Origin of the sequence: Legionella antarctica, from assembly GCF_011764505.1 — a bacterium.
GTDB lineage: Bacteria > Pseudomonadota > Gammaproteobacteria > Legionellales > Legionellaceae > Legionella > Legionella antarctica.
The window spans coordinates 3592468-3612543 of record NZ_AP022839.1; the positions used below are offsets into that span (position 1 = coordinate 3592468).

Here is a 20076-nt window from a genome sequence, read left to right on the forward strand (position 1 = left end):
TCAAATTCCTTTTAAAAAAACATTTTAATTGCTGTCAAAAATAATATGGCAATAAAGCCATACTTTAATTGTTGTACAGGTAAAAGATAATTCAATTTAGTTCCATAAGGAGCAATTAAACAACTGGGGATTGCTACCCAAAGTACCGCTGGCCAATAGATATATCCAGTAGAATAAGCTATTGCAGCCATTTCATGTCGGCCAGTTACCATAAAAACAACAGTTCCTACGATCGCAACAGTAAAGGTACATAAATTAGATACTGCCGGGATTTTCCGCACGACTACCCCACAATAGCCAAGATAGGGAATGATTAAAACACCCCCCCCAATCCCTAAAAGACCAGATTTTAATCCAATAAAATAACTAACCAGCCCATTCAGCCAAGGTCTTGGAAATCTCTCTGCGCGTTCTACACGCAAATCAGACAACATCTTAACAACCACAAGCAATAAAAAAACTGCAAATATAATTTTCAACCAGTAAGTCGATACAAACCCGGCAACTACAGCCCCTGAAATACTCCCCACAACCAACCCTGGCCATAATTTATTAAAAACTGACCAAAGAATTTCTCCCATTTTATAATGGGCCCTCAAGGAGGCTTGTGCCGTAAAAATCATTATTGCTAATGAAGTACCTGCAGCAACGTGCATTATTATATGTTCTGGAATGATGTGGTTCAGCTGAAAAATAAAGGCCAATCCAGGTACAACGATTATTCCACCGCCAACCCCCAGAATTCCGGCCATTAATCCAGCAAAAATACCAATTATTGCATAAATATAACCATGCATGAGCAAGTCAATGAACATTATGATTTTCCTGCCCTGATTAAGCCACCCAAACCTTCATCTTCTAATGCTTTTTGCAGATGGAAACGTATTTCAGCAGGATGCTCGTATTCAAGAACTTCAGCGAGGATTTTCCTGGCATTGGCTATAGCAAAATTGCGAATCACCCATTTTACTCTGGGCAAGCTGGATGAGTTCATGCTTAGGGTATCAAAACCCATAGCAATTAACAAAATAACTGCTAAAGGATCACTGGCCATCTCACCACATATACTGACCTCAACCCCAGCTGCGTGTCCTCCTTCTACTACTTTAAGCAAAACGCGCAACATGGCAGGATGCAGGGCATCATAAAGGCCTGCAACCCGAGCATTATTCCTGTCTACAGCTAATAAATACTGGGTCAAGTCATTACTTCCTACGGAAATAAAATCAACTCGTTTTGCTATTTCACGAGCTAAATAGGCCGCTGCAGGTACTTCTATCATGACCCCAATTTTCGGTTTTTCTAAAGTGCAGCCTTCCTCTAAAAGCTCTTCAAATGCCTGCTCGATTAGATAGGTTGCCTCTTCTACTTCACTCAGATTGGTTACCATGGGTAACATAATTCGCAAATTATTTAACTCTTCACTGGCGCGCATCATGGCCCGAACCTGTACCAAAAATACATCGGGATGATCCAAAGTGACTCTGATCCCTCTCCACCCCAGATAAGGGTTATCTTCTGCTATTGGAAAATAAGGCAAAATTTTATCGCCACCAATATCTAAAGTTCGCATCGTAACAAAACGAGGAGCAAAGGCCTTAAGAGTTTGTCGATAAATAATTGTCTGTTCGTCTTCAGAGGGGAATCGATCACGGCTCATGAAGGGAACTTCTGAACGATATAAACCCACCCCCTCGGCACCCACACTCATCGATAAACCGGCATCCATAGCCAGACCAGTATTGACTTGCAACGAGACTCTGTAGCTGTCTGTGGTTTCTGCAGGCTTATCTCGCAAACTGACGAGGCTTTGATTTAAGTCCTGTTCTTCCTGGGCTAATAATTTAAACTCGGCCAGCATTGCTTTTGAGGGAGAAACATACACATGGCCATAATAACCATCAACAATTAACGCCCGTCGAGATACAGATTCAACCTTTAGCCCACGTAAGCCCATAACGGTTGGAACACCCAACGCACGGGCTAAAATGGCCACATGAGAATTATTGGAGCCTTTAACTGAAACAACCCCTGCCAATTGACCTTCAGGAACTTCTGCGAGTGCTGCAGCAGTTACTTCTTCTCCGATGAGAATAGTTCTTTTTGGATACGCAATTTCTTCGCGTTGTGACCATTGTAACTCCGCTAAAACTCGTCTGCCCAAATCACGGAAATCACTTGCTCGTTCACGTAAATAATCATCTTCCATACTTTCAAATTGCGAAACGTGCTTTTTAATTACGGTCGCTAAAGCAGCCTGCGCACTAATATGCTCTTCACGAATTACATACTCCACCTCCGCGCCTAAACTGTCTTTATCAAGAATCCGTAAATAGACGTCAAATAAAGCGTGTTCTTCCTCGGCCACTGTTGCCTTCATGCGCCTGCTCAAGCGGCGCATATCATCTCTGGCTGCTTCTAATGCCTCATAAAAATCGCTAATTTCATGGTCCAGATCTTCTACTGAATTACGCGGAACAGCATCAATATCGGACAAGGGATAAACAACTACCGCAGTACCAATACCAACTCCTGGAACACTGCCTATACCTGACAACGCGGCCTGAGCCACTTCAACTTTGGCAACGCCTAAAGCTTTGGGTTGCGTCAATTCAGCCAACTCCCCCGTTGCTTCTGCATGCGCAATAATACCGCCAAGTTGAGCAGCTAAAGTGATAAGAAAAGATTCTTCAGCATTATCAAAACAGCGTTGTTCTACTTGCTGAACAATTAAAACACCGTATAACTTCCTATGTTGAATAATTGGCACACCCAAAAAGGCATTCAGGTGCTCTTCTCCCAATAAAGTATTATGATAAAAATCCGGATGAGACGGTGCATTTTCTAAATTGATGGGCTCTTCCCTGCGCCCGATTAACCCGACAAGCCCGCTATCAAGAGCAATGCGTACTCTGAACTCTGCCTGTTTATTTAAACCTTCCGTAGCAATCAGAACGTATTCAGCATTTTTGTTATCGATAAGGTAAACGGATACAGCCTCAGCATTAATGGCTTTGTTGATATGCTGCACCAAAATGCCAAGAGCCTCTGTTAAATGCTTGGCAGCGGTGACATCTTGAACTATTCGCTTTAGTAGTTTAAGCATCTATGGCCTATGATTACCTCTTTTCCGTTTCATGCCGTAGGGGGTACGACGGGTTTTTAATAAAGGTTCCAACTCCTTCAAAGCTTGAACATAGACTTGTCGTTTAAAAAAGATAACCCGCTCTTCCGGATCATGAAAATCTATCCAACGCCAACTATCAAACTCAGGAGACTCACTTAGATCCAGTTTCACTTTTTGCTCATTGGAAATAAGCTTTAACAAATACCATTTTTGTTTCTGGCCGATGACTAATGGTTCACTGCCATGCCGTAAATATTGTTTAGGAAGCCTGTATTTAAGCCAGCGTTTCGTTGAGCCAATCACCTCAACATCGCTTTTATCCAAACCCACTTCCTCATGCAACTCTCTAAACATCGCTTGTAATGATGTTTCACCAGCAGCCAATCCACCCTGAGGGAATTGCCAGGCATCATGACCACTTCGTCTGCCCCAAAAAACTCTATCCGATTCGTTGACAAGGATAATCCCTACATTCAAACGATAACCGGCGCGATCAATCACCATGATGTCACTGCTTAGACTAAACCGTTAATACCTTGATTTTTCCACAAAGTGCGAGACCTTGGCAATTAAATCTGAAAATATTATTGGAATTGATGTCCTGGAGTGGTATTTTCGATGCAATTCTCACCATTCGGAGCGCGAAACTTACTCAAACAGAACATTAGTCCATAGATGTTTTGGCTGTAATTTGCTGTTGGTGGTTGCGCCAGTGTTATTGTATTTAACGCAGCATGGGCTTGAATCGTTTGAATCAAATGGTTAACTTTTCCGTTCGCCTCACCTAATAAGGCAAGCTTTAAGTGCTCCATTTTATCCTGCATGCTTAGAGAGAATTGCGCCAATTCTGTAGTTAAGGTAACAAAATAATCTGAATTGATGCCTACAGAGCCAACAACCCACCAGGAATAATTGTAATAACCGGCAAATAATTGATTAATTAAACTGACTATAAACGGACGCCAATCGCTACCCAACCAGCTATTATCGGAAAATTCCGTAGTAGCCTTAATTAATCTGCCTCCAGTTTTATGTAGCCATTCACAAATCACTGCCACCCCACGTTGCATCATCTCTGTGAAAGAGTCTTTCCACACATTAACTTCATTATGTTGAATCGCCATCTTTTTTTGGATGTCTACTGCCTTACCATGGCAATCGGATAAAAAATCACTTAATTCTTCATCGAGTTTTGGACCTGCTTCAAAATAGTCCGTTAGCTCTTCAATAGCGGGTAAATAGGTTTCATATGCTTGAGTTTGCACATGTTGATGGTGGAGAATGACATCATAAATTGCCCCGAGGCCACAACATGTTCTGTACGCATTTAACGCATGAGCAAGCTGTTTCATAAAGACAATACGGTCTTCTTTAAGACCTTGGGTATAAGAAAAGATAAAGAAATCATCCTGAAGTTCCAAACCGAGACCACTGTTCAATACTGTTGAAGTGAGCGCCTCAAGAGAATCAAAATTAGTTGATAATAAGCGACTCGCATCCACAGCTTGGACTGTATGGCCGGCCATAAAGCCCATAACCTCTAACAGTTTTGTTTCATTTTGCTTTGTAAAAAAATAATCAATTATCTTTTGACGTATTTCTGTCTGAGCACCCTTATACTGTTCAAACCTGAAATTAATAAGCTTTACCACTGCATTAATTTCCTGACTTAATTCAGCTACACTTTTAAATGGAATTTTCCGCATCATGCTCTCCCTATCCATCCATAACGCCCTATTTCTATAGCGCAACTGCCCTGATGTCAAGTAATCAAGCACCTTCTTCAACCGGTTTATATTTTTTCGCTATCCACTCTAAAGCAATATATAATCAACCCAAATATCATAAACCAAACACGCATGAAAAAACGCATTTTAATCATTAATACAGGTGGCACGATTAGTTGTGTCAAAACCAATCTGGGTTATGAGCCAGCACCAGACTATATTCAATTAGCCCTTGAGCAAATTTCAACTTTAAAACATCCGGACATGCCTGAGTATGTGGTCAAAGAATATAAACCACTACTTGACTCGTCAAATATGACGGTTAATGATTGGAATAGGATAGCCCGTGATATCGCCGATGAATACGCTCATTTCGATGGTTTTGTTGTCTTTCACGGTACTGATACTATGGCTTATACCGCCTCAGCCTTATCGTTTATGTTAGAGCATTTAAGTAAGCCTGTCATTGTTACCGGGTCTCAAATTCCTTTATCGGAGGTGAGAAACGATGCCATTGATAATGTCATTACCTCTTTGTGGCTTTGCACACATCAGCCCATTCATGAGGTCTGTATCTACTTTAATCAACATTTATTGCGGGGTAATCGAACTCAAAAAATAAGTGCGCAGCAATTTAATGCCTTTGATTCGCCCAATTATCCTCATCTGGCTTCCATCGGTATCGATATAGAGCTGCATCAGAATCTCTTGTTAAAACCGGCAAAACAAAATTTTCATTTACAAACCATCACCCCCCAATTCATTGCTAATTTCCGCCTATTTCCCGGTTTTGCTTCAGATGTACTTTCTTATATTTTAAACCAACCTTTACGGGGATTAATTCTGGAAACTTATGGGGCGGGGAACGCTCAAAATAACGACCCGCGTTTTTTAAAATTGATTAAAGATGCCTGTGACCGGGGAGTAATCATCGTTAACTGCACCCAATGCCAACAAGGTCGAGTAGAAATGGGACAATATGCTACAGGACATACTTTAAAAGAAGCAGGACTCATTAGTGGTCATGATATGACCCCGGAAGCAGCTCATTGTAAGCTATTGTATTTATTAAGTAAAAATCTGGATATAGTTCAAATCAAGAAATTAATGGAAACCAATTTATGTGGGGAACTGAATCATTAATCTTCGTTTTAACGATTAAATATAACTCCAGACAAGTCTTGAAAAGACCCGATGCTGTGTTCGGAACGACAGGCTGGGGAGTTACAAAATACACGTGGTACTATTAGAGGCACTGCCATTAAGTTAAGGATTTGATATCCCAAATCCGTTCGAGCGGAAGAGGCGTTTACGCTGTCTCGAAGCTTAGGCATCAAGGCTTCGAGACGGCGTAAACGCACCTCCTCAGCCCGAACGGGGATCAAGATAGTCCTTAACTTAATGACAGTGACTATTAGGGGGACTATAATTTGAAGGTGTCTCTCTTTGCGAGGGTCGTGCAAAGAGGAGCTTGAAGTTCACCTTAAAAAATTTGTTTACATTTGATTTTCAATCTGTGACACAACTGGAGGCTCAAACTTATCCTCACTCATGTCTCTAATCTTACGAGCCGCCAAATTAAACTGGACTCCCATCCGCCCTTCACTGGCAGAAAAATAGTCGGTTACTCCTGATAATGTTAAGGAGACGCCCCAAAATGACATTCCTGGAACAGTCACTGGAGCCTCATCTTTCTTGATTGCCAGTTTGTTATCGGAGGCAAGATCATCCAAGACCTGGATGCTTCGCTCTCTTTGTTCGTCCAGAGTATGGGTAGGTTTAATAAGTTCACTTAAGGATTGAAGTCTTTTTTCCAACTTGGCTTCCTTTTGCTCTCTGATTTTTATGTCCAGACCTTTCTTGGGAGCAAAAATTTCCTCACCAAAATAATAAGTAGCGTGATAATAACAAACATTTTCCGGGGTTTCAGAATATTCTTTATTTAACAAACTAAACTTAAATGATTCTAATTTTTTATGAAAATCGTTGGTATGTAATTTCAATTTGTTTAAACAGGTTATCGTGTCACCTTCATCACGAGATTCACCATATTTTTCTCTGATTATTTGTATTTTTTCCCGTGCTTTATCGATCAATTCACCAAATTTTGCTGCATCAGTCTCATCATTGCCGCTCCCTTCAAAGCGCAAGATGTCTGCTTCCAGCTTATCAATGACTTCCTTTTGATCTGTAGATAAATCCGTATTATAACCCACAGACTTAGCTTTTTTATCTAAGCCAATGGACAGAGGACTAAGTTGCTCTTTAATTAATTTTTTTAAAACCATTAGAAAAATTGTCATTGCTCTACTCCTTTATCTGCAATTTTTTATCATATCAGTATTTACATCATTCATAACATTGGGGCAGACTGTTTAAATTGAGCACCTGTTATGTAATTAACCTAGGAAATCACAAATCTCATGAATTTACAAATTATTATTTTAGCTGCAGGGCAAGGTAAACGAATGTACTCTCATACCCCAAAAGTGCTTCATCAAATAGCTGGCAAACCCATGCTTAATCGAGTCGTGGAAACCGCGCAGCAGTTAAATCCTGATGCAATACATGTTATTTATGGTCATGGCGGAGAACAAATTCAAAACTCCCTCCCTGATTTGCCAGTGCATTGGGTGCATCAGGCAGAGCAACTCGGTACTGGTCATGCCGTCATGCAAGCCCTATTCCATCTTCCGCCCCAAGCACAAGTACTGATCCTATCGGCCGATGTGCCCCTCATTCAAGAAAAAACCCTCCGGGCTTTAATCGAATGCAGTGCAACAAAATCTAACCATCAATCTGTATTAGCACTCCTGGTTGCGCACCCCGAAAACCCTGAGGGTCTGGGGCGTATTCTTAGAAACAACCAAGGTGAAGTTTCTTCCATTGTAGAAGAGAGGGATGCAAATGAGCAAGAAAAGAATATAAAAGAAATTTATACCGGCATTTGCTGTGCTCATGCTGCCGATTTAGCTCTTTGGTTACCCCAATTAAGTAATAAAAACGCCCAGGGCGAGTATTACCTGACTGAAATAATCGCTTTAGCTGTAAAAAATAAAACTCCTATTACCTCTATAAGGGTTGACGATCCCGTGGAAGTACAGGGAGTTAATAACCGTTTGCAATTACAACAACTGGAGCGCGTATGGCAACAAAGAACCGCAGAGAACCTGCTTGAAAACGGGGTCATGCTGGCTGATGCACGCCGCTTCGATTTACGTGGTGAATTAATTTGTGGTAAAGATGTATTCATAGATATTAATTGTGTCTTTACTGGCAAGGTAATCCTTGGTGATGGCTGTATTATTGGCCCTAACTGCAATTTAACTGATGTAGCTTTAGGAGCTGGCTGTGAGATTTATGCCAATAGTGTACTGGAAGGCTGTTCTATTGCCAATAATTGCCATATCGGACCTTTTGCCCGTTTACGAGCAGGAACCCAATTAGCTGCAAACTGTAAAATAGGTAATTTTGTAGAGACTAAAAAAGCGGTGTTTGGTGAAGACAGTAAGGCCAGTCATCTCAGTTATTTAGGGGATGTTCATTTAGGAAAAAAAGTGAATGTGGGTGCGGGCACTATTACCTGTAATTACGATGGCGTCAATAAACACCTGACAGTTATCGAAGACGGTGTGTTTATAGGATCCGACACCCAGTTAGTTGCTCCGGTAACCGTAGGTGCCAATGCCACCATAGGTGCAGGAAGCACCATCCGCAGAGATGTTCCTGCTGATGAACTGACCCTAACCGAGACAAAACAAAAAACACTGGTTGGATGGAAAAGACCCGTAAAAAAAGAAACAGGGCAATAAGAGTGCAGGGTTATATGTCATTTCTCATTAACCTTAGGAAAATCGAAAATCTCGACGTCCCGCGGACAAGCAGCGGGACGTAGGGTGTTTTTCCCCGACTTATTAGAAGGTTACGGTTATAACCAAGCGCCCACCCCAACCCGCGATTATTTTATAAATAAATAGATAAATATTACATATTTATTTGCAACCCGCTTATAACATTTCTTTGCAAGTGCTTACAAAGCCAGAGAACAAGAGGAAGAGAAATCATAGTCATCAGTAGTTTATATTGCCAGACATTAACGACTAAACTAATGATTTGCTCGTAGGGATAAATGCCACCAAATAATAAGCTGTAGTCTACTAGACATAATAAAGAGCTCGCACAAACATTGGCAATGAAGATACGCAGGGAACGATGCAGCTTCCATTTCGAATACTTTAAATAATGCAACAGCATAGCGTTGCTGATGAACGTTACGCATAAAGAAAGCGTTGCTGCCGGAAGCCGTCTTGGCACTATACAGCTATAAAAAGGATTTAAGTTAAAAAAAGGAGGGGAAGGAAGCGTAACAATACTCATTAAAAAGGCATCAAAAATTAATTGTGCACTGATTAAAACCAAAGCCAATTTCAAATTGGCATGATATCCCCATAATTCGCCAATTAGGGTACTGATAATCATGGTGATAGGAAAAAAAATACAACTGGCGGCTAATATACTGTCTTTATTAAATGCCACTATACGATACTCGCATGCGATACACATCAACATCACAGCCACAGCAAAGCATATAAGGTAATGATAAAGAGGAAAAATTCCATCCTCTGAAATGACTTTTAATCTTTTATTTTTATTCGCTTTGTTACCCAATAAAAAGGACAAGTAACTGACCCCGATAATGAGCAATAGAAGACATGCAATCAACAATGAATCGAAATAAACCTGCTTGAAACTGTGCGCATGGGGGTCAGAAAACAACAGAAAAAAATCCAGACAAAAAAAACTTAATCCTCCTAATAAGGCCAACAGCATGCATTGTTTTGGGGATGATAATATTTTGTCTGATTTAGTACAAAACAATAGATGCGGTAAATAAAAACTTAAAGTAAAAGAGATTGTAGTTGCAAAAAACTTTTTGGGGATATCTTCAAAAATGATCTGATAAACGGGATTATCAAGCATGTATTCCGCTGCGGGTAAATTAACCAGAACATAAATACCTATACAGAACGTATACAATGTGATTAAAGAAATATTCAGCACATGCCTCTGTTGTTTAAACGTACACGTTCTCAGTGTTATTAAATACAGCCCTGCAACTAATGGGCAGAGCAAACTACTAACAGCAAATACTAATCCCTGCAGAATAATAATTTTAAAAGATATGTTAATTAATAAAATAAGGCAGGTAATTAAACTCACTGTCACAAATAAGAAGCGAGATGATTGTTGCAAGGACAAGGATTGATTCATGTTAAACAAGTTTCCATAGTATAACAATTGATTTGAATGCAGGCGATACCGGATAGGGTGCTTTCAGTAATTTTCGGTGAATAATCCAAGTAATTAAACGTTCCCGTGTCTGTTGACTATTGGTCTTATCGATGTGGGAGCACGCGAGGAACTAAAGAACAATTGTCAACAGACCTCGGCATAAGCAAATTATTGTTCGATCATTGTTTTTATTAAGCTTATCTGGGCGTAAATATAACACCATCAACCTGATTAAGGCAAGTGGACAAAAAACGGATAAACGCGTCCATATAGAAACGACCAGCATCAGCTAAACTATCTTGCTTAAGCCTCCTAACACGAAAATCGAGATGCATCATTTTTTTTCAGGTACAAGAACAGCCAATAAACAGCACATTAAATACTGCTATTGGCATTTACTTTGGGAGTAATCATCAACATTTTTTTCCTCTGTAAGTACAGCTGTAGTATTATGTTGAATAGGTAGAGCTGCTGATTTCCTTCGTGTCGTAAATAGATTAGGGGAAGAAGTCACATACGGAGAAATGGAAGATCTCTTTTTTGGTACCAATTCCTCAGTACGTACAATCGCAGTCACGGAAGACCTTTTGCTGGAAACTAATTCTTCAGGGCTGATGACAAGCTTAGACCTTGAAGAGGTACGTCGCTCCGATTTTAATTCCTGAGAGGAAGCTAAAGGAACAGATTCCCGTAGTTTTGGAAGCGGCTCCATCCTTTTTTCTCCAAGTAAAGCAACATGCCTCCTATCGTCTAATTCTACGTCAAATGCTATGTTATGTCGTTCAAACCATGCTTTTAAGGCATCGGCCAAAGCCCAAAAATCCTCTTTTTTGCTTAATTTCAATGCAACCAAAGTTACTGTTTCAGATACTCCCCATTGATAATTCAATGCTTTGGCCGTAATATCCGGAGTCCATGTGGCGGTTAAAGCCACTGCCTGAATTAGTGTTTCCCCTCTGGATTTATAGAGAACATTCTTGATTATATCCTTTACCGCAGTTGTAGTTGCAACCGCATTGATTTTGCCTACTGACCCCATGATCTCTACAATAGTAATAACTTCCTCACGGATCACCGGCCAGTGAGCAGCAACAATCTTATCGTTAACAAAACTGTGGCTATCATGAAATATAGGAGGTACTACCCAAGGTTTAATCGCATGGGCTGAACGCTTAAAAAACCCTGGAGATCCAAGTGGTTGTTCACTCTCCAGATCGCTTCTTAATACCCTGGTAGCAAACTTCAAAGCAGTAGAAAGGGGAATCAACGGTTTTTCCCCCTCTTCCGGCTTAAAGTATTTGGGCACATTTTCTTTCAACCCCGCAAATATTATATCAGCTATAAAACGGGATAGTTGCTCATATATATTCAAGGGGTCCATGGATACAGTAGCGTCTTTTGGTAAAACCAGTGGCAAGGTCATATGTGCTGCCACATTAACGTGCAATAACAGCATTAAGTGACGCATGACCCGGTAATATAAAAAGGGTGGCATCCCGATAGTAGCCTCGAGAAACGCATCCATTATCATAGTTGTTACTTCATAGCCTAAACCCAAAGCCAATACCGATTCCTGCATCATTGCTTTATGCCGCTCACAACGCTCCGGGGTGGTCAGGCGAGTAATGTAACGACCGATAAAATAGATACTTAAAACACGGGAAACAGGTGGACCAACGTAGGGTATATAACTGATACCTGCGGTTAATAAATCATTTCCCCATAAGATCAATGGCTCTCTTAACATGCCTTTTGCCTTGCGCTGTATATTACAGTTTAATTCGGTGCACAAGGTGGGGGGAAGGATGGTTTTATTTGAATTGAACGCAGCAGGCCCTAATGAATCAAGGAGTAGTATACGGGCTGAAGCTTGAGCCCCTTGTCGCCAGGTTACCGCTACAACAGTGTACGAGACTAAAGTTAAACCCGTTAAAAACAGTGAATAGGCACCTAACCCAGTTACCTCTTCTTGATCATCATGAAAATAATTCTGAACCTGGTTATTTATTACATTAAGAGTTACCAGGGGGAGAACATCCCCCACAATCACATCAGCCATGCCACGTACAAGTTTGAGTGCCTCAGGATTTTTAACCAGTGTAGGAACCGCGGTACGTAAAGCCTGGACTTGCTCTAAAAGTTGAAACGCCGTGTTGGCAGTATAGGTAAGTGCCCCTACAATCGCTTTATTCCAAATCCACCTGGCGCCGGCACTAAACTTGGCGCCAACCCCATATCCTTCCGATTCTTGGTCAGCATTCGATGTATCGTCCTTTTCGTTTTCGTCTGAAGTAAACCAGCCCATAGTGCTCTCCTTGCAACAACAGAATTTTATTCTATGAGTAAAAAAAAAGAAATACCAGCCTTTTTATTAAGCTTTTTGCGGCTCAAACTGCAAAAATGCCACAGTGCACCATTTATTAGAATCAATCAATATGACGGAAGGCTTGTTTGGGAAATACAACGTAAATGAAAGAAGTAATAATTTACTTAACAATGTTCTGCAGATTTTTATCTTTAAACTCACACAGATCTGCGATCAAACAGGAGTAACAATGAGGGTTTCGGGCGGTACAAACATAACGACCGTGGAGAATTAGCCAATGATGAGCATCGTGCAAGAACTCAGGTTCAATATTTTTTAACAATCCCGTTTCAACTGCCAAAGGAGTCTTGCCCTTGGCCAGGCCAGTTCGGTTAGCGACCCTGAATATATGAGTATCTACTGCCATTGTTGGTTGGCCAAAGGCTGTATTAAGCACCACATTTGCAGTCTTTCGTCCCACTCCGGGCAATGCTTCCAAATCTTCCCGGTTATTAGGGACTTGTCCCTGGAACCGGGTCATCAGCATCTCACAGGTTTTAATGACATTCTGAGCTTTACTGTTGTATAAACCGATGGACTTAACATACTCTTTTAATTGTTCCAATCCCAAATCAAGAATAGCTTGCGGCGTGTTAGCGACCGGAAATAACTTTGCTGTCGCTTTATTCACACTGACATCAGTTGCTTGAGCTGACAAAATTACAGCAATTAATAATTCAAAAGGCGAATGATAATTTAACTCGGTTGTTGGGTATGGATTTTGTTCACGCAAACGGGCAAAAATTTCATGCCTTTTTTGTTTGTTCATAAGATTTTTTTGGCTTTAACCCGAGCCAAAGCCTGCTGAATATAATCCTGTTTGGCTTGAGTATCCTCAACATGATCCGATGATTTCAGGGCCAATTGACGCTGTTCACGATAAATTTGTTGTTTTTCGTGTTCATCTCGCAACGCTCGGGTTTGCTTTATGTTAAACCGCTCACGTGCCAAATCGGGGTTGTATTCCGACACAGACAAAGGCAGCATTTCGATACAATCTACAGGACAAGGATCAACACACAAACCACAACCAGTACATTCATGAGTAATTACGGCATGCATTAATTTCCCACTGCCAATAATTGCATCTACTGGACATGCCTTTATACATTTGGTGCAGCCAATACACTCAGCCTCACTTATGGCAGCTGTGGATGGAGACCGAGTATGTTCACTAGCCTCTTGTAAATAGGGAGTCGGATCCAGGTGCAGTAACGCTGCTAAAGCCTTTACTGTCACAACCCCTCCAGGCGGACATTTATTGATTGGTGCGGCCCCTTGAGCCAAGGCCTCGGCATAAGGCAAACACCCTGAATAATCGCACTCCCCACATTGAGTTTGCGGCAAAAGTGCATCTAGTTCCTTAACTGACGCCATTACTTCACCTTCATGCCTGGAAGTGCTCCTGAATCAGGTTGTAATAAATAGATCCCTTTTCCATCACCAGCCGCCAATACCATACCTTCCGAAACGCCAAAACGCATGGTCCGTGGAGCCAGATTAGCCACCATAACCGTAAGCCTGCCAATCAAATCTTCTGGTGCGTAAGCATTCTTGATACCAGCAAAAACCTGCTTTTGACAATCACCTAAATCAAGAGTCAATCGCAATAATTTATCAGCACCCTCTACAGCTTCTGCTCCTGCTATTTTTGCAATACGTAAATCAATCTTGGCAAAGTCCTCAATGCTGATCGGATGATTATCCAGTTCTGGCTTATTTTCCAGGGTAGTGGCAGCAGTAGTCATCAATGATTCCTTGGTTTGTGCAAACATGGCTTCTATTTTTTCTTGTTCCACCCGAAGCATCAAGGGCTGAAATACACGAATACTATGATTTAATAATGGCGTATCGATAGAGTGCCACATTAAGGGCTCACAATTTAAAAATTGTTCAGATGCTTTAGCCATCATAGGTAATACTGGTTTTAAATAAGTGATTAGAACGCGGAACAAGTTAATGCCCATGGAACAAATAGCATGGACCTCGGGCAGGCGCTCTGCTTCCCTGGCTAATACCCACGGCTTATTTGCATCAATGTATTGATTGACTTGATCCGCACAATCCATAATCTGGCGAATGGCACGCGCATAATCACGGGCCACAAAAGACGCGATAATGGACTCACGAACTTTAATTAAATCCGCGTATAATTGCGGCTCCCTTAAGGTATTACTTAAACGATTATCAAAGCGTTTATTAATAAATCCTGCACATCTGCTGGCGATATTGACTACTTTACCGACGAGATCGGCATTGACCCTATTCGTAAAATCATCAAAATTTAAATCCAAATCGTCAACACGCCCGTTTAACTTGGCAGCAAAATAATAACGCAGGTATTCAGGATGCAAATGGGCCAGATAAGTACGCGCTTCTATAAACGTCCCGCGCGATTTAGACATTTTTTGGCCATCAACGGTTAAAAAACCATGTGTGTATACAGCCGTAGGCATTCTATGACCACTAGCAGCAAGCATTGCCGGCCAAAACAAAGCATGAAAATAAACAATGTCCTTGCCCACAAAATGGTATAATTCAGTTTTGGAGTCCTTATTCCAAAACTCGGCAAAAGAAACCTCATGCTCCTCGCAATATTTTTTAAAACTGGCCATATAGCCTATTGGCGCATCCAGCCAAACATAAAAATATTTATCTGTTGTTCCGGGTATTAGAAAGCCAAAGTAAGGTGCATCACGAGAAATATCCCATTGTTTTAGTCCTGCCGCAAACCATTCACTTAATTTGTTGGTGACCTCACTTTGCAGATGACCATTATTGGTCCATTTTTTTAATAACGCTTCATAACGTGGCAAATCAAAGAAGTAGTGCTCCGAATCTTTCTCTATAGGCTTGGCACCTGAAATAGCGGATACGGCGTCAAGAAGATCAGTTGGAGAGTACGTAGCGCCACAAACTTCACAATTATCACCATATTGATCCGGGGCAGCACATTTAGGGCAGGTACCCTTAACGTAACGATCAGGCAAAAACATTTGTTTTACCGGATCAAAGGCCTGACGGATCGTTCTTTTGATAATATCTCCGCCTGCTTGCAGCTGTTCATAGATGGCTGAGGCCATGCCTTGATTTTCTGGAGAGTGCGTGGTGTGGTAACAATCATAATTTATAGCAAAGGCCTGGAAATCACGTTCATGGCTTAATTTGATTTCAGCAATTAAAGCCTCTGGAGTAATTCCCATTTGTTCTGCTTTAAGCATAATCGGGGTTCCATGGGCGTCATCGCCACAAACGCTGATGCACTGAATACCCAACATTTTATGGGTACGGACCCAAACGTCGGTTTGAATATGCTCCACCAAATGCCCAAGATGTAAATGGCCGTTAGCATAGGGTAGCGCGCTGGTCACCAGCATTTTACGTTCTGTAGCCATAAATATAGAATACTCAAAAGGATGAAAACGGCTAATTATAACGCAAAGATAAAATAAATGCTGTAGTCTCTTTTTCTTTAGCGTCTTTTACCTCTCGCAGACTCTTAGCCTCATTAGCGCAGGGTCCAGGGCTCTAAGATGGCATCATTATCCTGTACCGCCTTTTTGTAATCACCCCTGGGGCATATGCAGCTGATAAATTGAGCAAGGTTTGGGTTATTGTCGAGAGTGGATGGGTCAAATGATAATAAGAAAAAAAACGCGACCGAAGTCGCGTTTTGACATACTTGTAAAAACGTATTATTTGGGTGTAGCTTCTGCAGCAACAAGATGCTCTTCTGAACTTTCGCTTGATTCGCTATTAACTGGAGTTGAAAGTTTTGGAAATAAAGTTCCTGTGTTGGCAGGAGCATTTGTTGCTTGGGTGAAAGCAGTTGCTACGCCTCCTTGGGGAGCGCCGAATCCGCTCATTGTTTCATATCCATTAGGAATGCCTTGTTCATCAATGAAAGAATCATTTGCAGGACGTGGTGTAGATCTTCTGCTAGCAAAGAAGGTAGCACACGCACCGAGTCCGTTAACAACAGTAGAAGCAGCATAAACAGCAAGACTGGTTGCAACAGCAGTAAGAGCAGCAACAGCACCGATTTGAGCAATGGTGCTAGTACCAACTACAGCAGCAATAGAAAGACCAGCAATAGTGAAGGTAGTAACAGCAGCTAAAGCAGCAGGCCACAGGAATACAGTTAAGGCAGCACCACCAGCTAACAGTAAAGAAGCCCAGAATGCGATGGCGATTGCTGTTTTGTGATTATGAACAAAATTAGAAACAGCTCTTCCTACGTATTTGACACCATCAAGAACCGTACCTAATAAACCGCGGTTGGTTACTTCTGTTGTACCGTCTACAGTGCGTTTTGTTATTATTGAGCCATCTTCTTTACGCTGGTAAGAACCCAGAACCAGGTTAGTTAAACCACTAAAAACGGTCGCTGGTAGAAGAGCAGCTTTTGTTACAAAATCTCTAAATGTCATTATTGTACTCCAAGGTTATAAATCGAAGCGGATTATAGCAAGCAAATTGCAAAATGTGAACCAAAAATGGTCAATATGTTGTAACAAAAGTGTAAATTCAGCGGGTATATCCGGAAAAATGGTTCAAGCACCAGGCGCATATTACTGTTCAAAAACAATCTGTTTTTTATGCCATCCACATAAAAAATTGCTTACGAGCAAAAAAACCCATTATATAAATTAGTACTCATACATGCAAACTACTCAGGAATAAATTAGGTAAAGGACTAATTTGTAGCTGAAACCCGGTAACTTACAAAATAAGAGTTCACCTGATCAACTAGCTCAGAGATGGGTAGGATGCATAAGGTATACTGTTATCAAAGCTATAATACTGTTCGGTAGTACTGTTATATGAGCATGTTGAGCTCTCTTGAGCTTCTTCAATACTGGAGCTTATCTCAATAAATTCATCATCAATCTCAACTTGGGGGGTATAGGAGTCTCTTTTTTGCAGATGAGCATTAAGATAACTATAGGTATCGTCGATTAAAGGGGCATCTTGCTGCGGTTTTTCTTCACTACATAACCCCCATACATGTCTGCCAATATGGATGAGTTGCTTCATTACCAAGACACCGACTGTTATTGCACCAAACGTGACTCCGGTCATAATCGTTGCAACTGTTAGCACAGCAAGAGGTAAATTCATAGTGGTCAAAAAAAATAAAGGGGTTACGCCCAGAAATGTTAAAGCAGAAAGGGCAAATAAGGCTGAGGGGAAAAATAAGCAAGTGGATGCACTAATAACGCCCATACCTATCGAGGCACCCACAACAATCCCTAAAGAGACTTGATTTGTTTTATACCATTCTTGTATCAAACGCCACATGCAGTTGCTCCAAAATCAAAAAAATGAATGTTATCATTTTGCTCATCAATCAATGAGGAAATTTCTGGTATAAAGTAGGATCTTTTATCCCGGATCCAGAAAAACCTTGCTTCCTAAATGTACAACTATCGCAAGTTCCACATGCTTCTCCGGCCTCATTTGCCTGATAACATGAAACAGTCAAACCATAATTAACCCCTAATCCAATACCCAATTCAATGGTCTCTACCTTACTTAAATATTGCAAGGGAGCATGAACAGTAAAAGAGTCCCCCTCGACACCGGCTTTAGTTGCTAAATTAGTCAGGGCCTCAAAAGATTGGATATATTCCGGTCTACAGTCAGGATAATGAGAGTAATCAACAGAACTTACTCCTATAAACAGATCCCTGGCACCAATGGATTCAGCCAGCCCAAGAGCCATAGATAAAAAAATAGTATTCCTGGCCGGCACATAGGTAACAGGAATTTTCTTACTTTCTTGAAAATCAGGAACCCGCAGGTTTTTATCCGTCAAAGCAGAACCGCCAAACAAAGCAACATCCAGGTTGACGATGCGATGCTCTATCTCCATATGCTGAGCAATTCGTGAGGCCGCCAATAATTCCGCAGAATGTCTCTGACCATAAGCAAAACTCAGTGCATAACAAGCATAACCCTGTGATTTGGCAAGGGCCAGACAGGTAGTCGAATCCAGCCCCCCCGAGAGTAACACCACTGCCTTTTTCATTTTATATACCTCTAAATTTTGAGCATTGCTCGCTCATAAAAAACCCTGTTACAATGGCGGGCAATTATGCCACAATTTGGAATGTGATGACGAATAATCTCTATCCTGTAATTCTTGCCGGAGGCTCCGGAACTCGTTTATGGCCACTATCTCGCCAAAATTTTCCTAAACAATTTTTAGCATTGAATGGTACGCAGTCCTTGCTCCAACAAACCATGCAAAGGGCAAAAAACGTACAGAGTAATCAAACCCTGATTGTAAGTAATGATGCCCATTATTTTCTTTGTCAGGAGCAATTACAAGATTTTAATACGCCAACAACTTATTTACTGGAGCCTTGCGCGCGCAATACGGCACCAGCAATTGCTTGTGCCGCCCGTCATTTAGTCAATATGGCCGGTAGCGATTCAGTAATGCTGGTCTTACCTTCCGATCATTGGATAGCCGATGATGACGCCTGGAAAAAAGCCATGATCGATGGAGCGCACTTTGCAGCGGAAAACAAAGCTATAGTTACCTTTGGTATTAAACCAGACAGCCCTAAAACTGGATATGGTTATATAGAAGCAGGTGGAAACTTAACCCATGAAGTAAAAGCTGTGTTGGGTTTCAGGGAAAAACCACGTGCAGAAAAGGCTGCACAATTTATAACCCAGGGTAATTATTTCTGGAATAGCGGGATGTTTGTATGTACTGCAGGAGTTTATCTTGATGAATTACAAAAATACGAACCTGACATTCATCAACTCAGTGAACAAGCTTTAACCCAGGCCTACCATCATCATGACTTTTTACGTCTTAATGTGGATTATTTTTCTCAATGTACAGATAAATCCATTGACTATGCCATCATGGAAAAAACAGACAAAGCAGTGGTGATACCTGTCTCGATGAAATGGAGCGATCTGGGTTGTTGGTCAGCAGTTGCTGATGCGAATCAACCTGACGAGCAGGGCAATACCATCACCGGTAAAGTAGTAGCCCAAGACAGCCATAATTGTTTGATTAATAGCGAGGATATTTTAGTAACGACAGTAGGCATCCATGATCAAATAATAGTTGCTACCAGTGATGCCATACTGGTTGCGGATAAACAATATTCACAACAGGTTAAAGAATTGGTGAACGCGTTACGTAAAGATCACCATCAATTAACTCAAGATCACCAGCGGGTCTCTCGTCCCTGGGGATTTTACGAAATTTTAGCCGAAGGGCCTGCCTTCAAAGTAAAGCGTCTTATGGTTAAACCCGGAGCTAAATTATCCCTTCAAATGCACCAAAATCGTGCAGAACATTGGGTTGTAGTGGGAGGCGAAGCAGAAGTAATTAATGACGTTCAAAATTTCCGCTTATCAATCAATCAATCGACCTATATTCCGCAAAACACTCTTCATCGCTTAAGTAACCCGGGAGATAAGCCGCTTTATGTCATAGAAGTACAAAGTGGTACCTACCTGGGTGAGGATGACATTAAACGTTTTGATGATATCTATTCCAGAATTGACGTTGAGCCAACAGCGTTATGACTGCGAGA

Annotated in this window: 16 protein-coding genes; 3 read left to right on the forward strand and 13 right to left on the reverse strand. The window is 41.2% G+C overall.

Annotated elements, in window-relative coordinates:
• Positions 1 to 11: 11 nt before the first annotated feature.
• The 4 genes from HRS36_RS16905 to HRS36_RS16920 all read right to left on the reverse strand — a co-directional run bounded on the left by HRS36_RS16905 (position 12) and on the right by HRS36_RS16920 (position 4779).
• Positions 12 to 815, reverse strand: a complete 804-nt coding sequence (locus tag HRS36_RS16905; protein WP_226905513.1) for a sulfite exporter TauE/SafE family protein — start codon at positions 813 to 815, stop codon at positions 12 to 14.
• On the reverse strand, positions 815 to 3106 hold the full coding sequence (gene ptsP / locus HRS36_RS16910; RefSeq protein WP_173238251.1) for a phosphoenolpyruvate--protein phosphotransferase: 2292 nt from the start codon (positions 3104 to 3106) through the stop codon (positions 815 to 817). The genes HRS36_RS16905 and ptsP overlap by 1 nt, the downstream gene beginning before the upstream one ends.
• Positions 3107 to 3631: an RNA pyrophosphohydrolase gene (locus tag HRS36_RS16915; protein ID WP_173238252.1), complete on the reverse strand. Its 525-nt coding sequence runs from the start codon at positions 3629 to 3631 to the stop codon at positions 3107 to 3109. It abuts the gene before it with no gap.
• Positions 3632 to 3711: 80 nt separating this feature from the next.
• Positions 3712 to 4779, reverse strand: a complete 1068-nt coding sequence (locus HRS36_RS16920) for a hypothetical protein (protein ID WP_173238253.1) — start codon at positions 4777 to 4779, stop codon at positions 3712 to 3714.
• A gap of 207 nt (positions 4780 to 4986) precedes the next feature.
• Between HRS36_RS16920 and ansA the strand changes: the two genes are divergently transcribed.
• A complete protein-coding gene (gene ansA / locus HRS36_RS16925; protein WP_173238254.1) occupies positions 4987 to 5997 on the forward strand; it encodes an asparaginase in 1011 nt (336 codons plus the stop codon).
• A gap of 353 nt (positions 5998 to 6350) precedes the next feature.
• On the opposite strand, the gene HRS36_RS16930 is transcribed toward ansA, so the two are convergent.
• On the reverse strand, positions 6351 to 7157 hold the full coding sequence (locus tag HRS36_RS16930) for a hypothetical protein (protein WP_173238255.1): 807 nt from the start codon (positions 7155 to 7157) through the stop codon (positions 6351 to 6353).
• A gap of 120 nt (positions 7158 to 7277) precedes the next feature.
• On the opposite strand from HRS36_RS16930, the gene glmU reads away from it, so the two are divergent.
• A complete protein-coding gene (glmU, locus tag HRS36_RS16935; protein WP_173238256.1) occupies positions 7278 to 8666 on the forward strand; it encodes a bifunctional UDP-N-acetylglucosamine diphosphorylase/glucosamine-1-phosphate N-acetyltransferase GlmU in 1389 nt (462 codons plus the stop codon).
• A 172-nt stretch (positions 8667 to 8838) separates the two neighbouring features.
• Here glmU and HRS36_RS16940 read toward each other — a convergent pair whose 3' ends face one another.
• The 8 genes from HRS36_RS16940 to queC all read right to left on the reverse strand — a co-directional run bounded on the left by HRS36_RS16940 (position 8839) and on the right by queC (position 18542).
• Positions 8839 to 10125, reverse strand: a complete 1287-nt coding sequence (locus HRS36_RS16940; protein WP_173238257.1) for a VUT family protein — start codon at positions 10123 to 10125, stop codon at positions 8839 to 8841.
• Positions 10126 to 10531: 406 nt separating this feature from the next.
• Positions 10532 to 12451, reverse strand: a complete 1920-nt coding sequence (locus HRS36_RS16945; RefSeq protein WP_173238258.1) for a hypothetical protein — start codon at positions 12449 to 12451, stop codon at positions 10532 to 10534.
• A gap of 181 nt (positions 12452 to 12632) precedes the next feature.
• Complete coding sequence (gene nth / locus HRS36_RS16950; protein ID WP_173238259.1) at positions 12633 to 13280, reverse strand: endonuclease III; 648 nt, start codon at positions 13278 to 13280, stop codon at positions 12633 to 12635.
• The gene (locus HRS36_RS16955; protein ID WP_173238260.1) at positions 13277 to 13888 is read right to left on the reverse strand and encodes an RnfABCDGE type electron transport complex subunit B; all 612 of its coding nucleotides are present in this window, start codon (positions 13886 to 13888) and stop codon (positions 13277 to 13279) included. Before HRS36_RS16955 ends, nth begins: the two co-directional genes overlap by 4 nt.
• Positions 13888 to 15906, reverse strand: coding sequence for a methionine--tRNA ligase (metG, locus tag HRS36_RS16960; RefSeq protein ID WP_173238261.1), 2019 nt, complete (start codon positions 15904 to 15906; stop codon positions 13888 to 13890). The genes HRS36_RS16955 and metG overlap by 1 nt, the downstream gene beginning before the upstream one ends.
• Positions 15907 to 16206: 300 nt before the next feature.
• On the reverse strand, positions 16207 to 16941 hold the full coding sequence (locus tag HRS36_RS16965) for a hypothetical protein (protein WP_173238262.1): 735 nt from the start codon (positions 16939 to 16941) through the stop codon (positions 16207 to 16209).
• A gap of 319 nt (positions 16942 to 17260) precedes the next feature.
• Positions 17261 to 17812: a Bax inhibitor 1 family protein gene (locus tag HRS36_RS16970; protein WP_173238263.1), complete on the reverse strand. Its 552-nt coding sequence runs from the start codon at positions 17810 to 17812 to the stop codon at positions 17261 to 17263.
• Between the two features lie 49 nt (positions 17813 to 17861).
• On the reverse strand, positions 17862 to 18542 hold the full coding sequence (gene queC / locus HRS36_RS16975; protein ID WP_173238264.1) for a 7-cyano-7-deazaguanine synthase QueC: 681 nt from the start codon (positions 18540 to 18542) through the stop codon (positions 17862 to 17864).
• 86 nt (positions 18543 to 18628) lie between these two features.
• On the opposite strand from queC, the gene HRS36_RS16980 reads away from it, so the two are divergent.
• Positions 18629 to 20068 (forward strand): mannose-1-phosphate guanylyltransferase/mannose-6-phosphate isomerase, encoded by a 1440-nt coding sequence (locus HRS36_RS16980; protein WP_173238265.1) that lies wholly within the window; start codon positions 18629 to 18631, stop codon positions 20066 to 20068.
• Positions 20069 to 20076 lie beyond the last annotated feature (8 nt).

Bases quoted from the DNA above. Each gene is read 5' to 3' on its own strand.
- HRS36_RS16905 (WP_226905513.1), bottom strand. From the start codon at position 815: ATGTTCATTGACTTGCTCATGCATGGTTATATTTATGCAATAATTGGT.
- ptsP (WP_173238251.1), bottom strand. From the start codon at position 3,106: ATGCTTAAACTACTAAAGCGAATAGTTCAAGATGTCACCGCTGCCAAG.
- HRS36_RS16915 (WP_173238252.1), bottom strand. From the start codon at position 3,631: ATGGTGATTGATCGCGCCGGTTATCGTTTGAATGTAGGGATTATCCTT.
- ansA (WP_173238254.1), top strand. From the start codon at position 4,987: ATGAAAAAACGCATTTTAATCATTAATACAGGTGGCACGATTAGTTGT.
- HRS36_RS16930 (WP_173238255.1), bottom strand. From the start codon at position 7,157: ATGACAATTTTTCTAATGGTTTTAAAAAAATTAATTAAAGAGCAACTT.
- glmU (WP_173238256.1), top strand. From the start codon at position 7,278: ATGAATTTACAAATTATTATTTTAGCTGCAGGGCAAGGTAAACGAATG.
- HRS36_RS16940 (WP_173238257.1), bottom strand. From the start codon at position 10,125: ATGAATCAATCCTTGTCCTTGCAACAATCATCTCGCTTCTTATTTGTG.
- HRS36_RS16945 (WP_173238258.1), bottom strand. From the start codon at position 12,451: ATGGGCTGGTTTACTTCAGACGAAAACGAAAAGGACGATACATCGAAT.
- nth (WP_173238259.1), bottom strand. From the start codon at position 13,280: ATGAACAAACAAAAAAGGCATGAAATTTTTGCCCGTTTGCGTGAACAA.
- HRS36_RS16955 (WP_173238260.1), bottom strand. From the start codon at position 13,888: ATGGCGTCAGTTAAGGAACTAGATGCACTTTTGCCGCAAACTCAATGT.
- metG (WP_173238261.1), bottom strand. From the start codon at position 15,906: ATGGCTACAGAACGTAAAATGCTGGTGACCAGCGCGCTACCCTATGCT.
- HRS36_RS16965 (WP_173238262.1), bottom strand. From the start codon at position 16,941: ATGACATTTAGAGATTTTGTAACAAAAGCTGCTCTTCTACCAGCGACC.
- HRS36_RS16970 (WP_173238263.1), bottom strand. From the start codon at position 17,812: ATGTGGCGTTTGATACAAGAATGGTATAAAACAAATCAAGTCTCTTTA.
- queC (WP_173238264.1), bottom strand. From the start codon at position 18,542: ATGAAAAAGGCAGTGGTGTTACTCTCGGGGGGGCTGGATTCGACTACC.
- HRS36_RS16980 (WP_173238265.1), top strand. From the start codon at position 18,629: ATGACGAATAATCTCTATCCTGTAATTCTTGCCGGAGGCTCCGGAACT.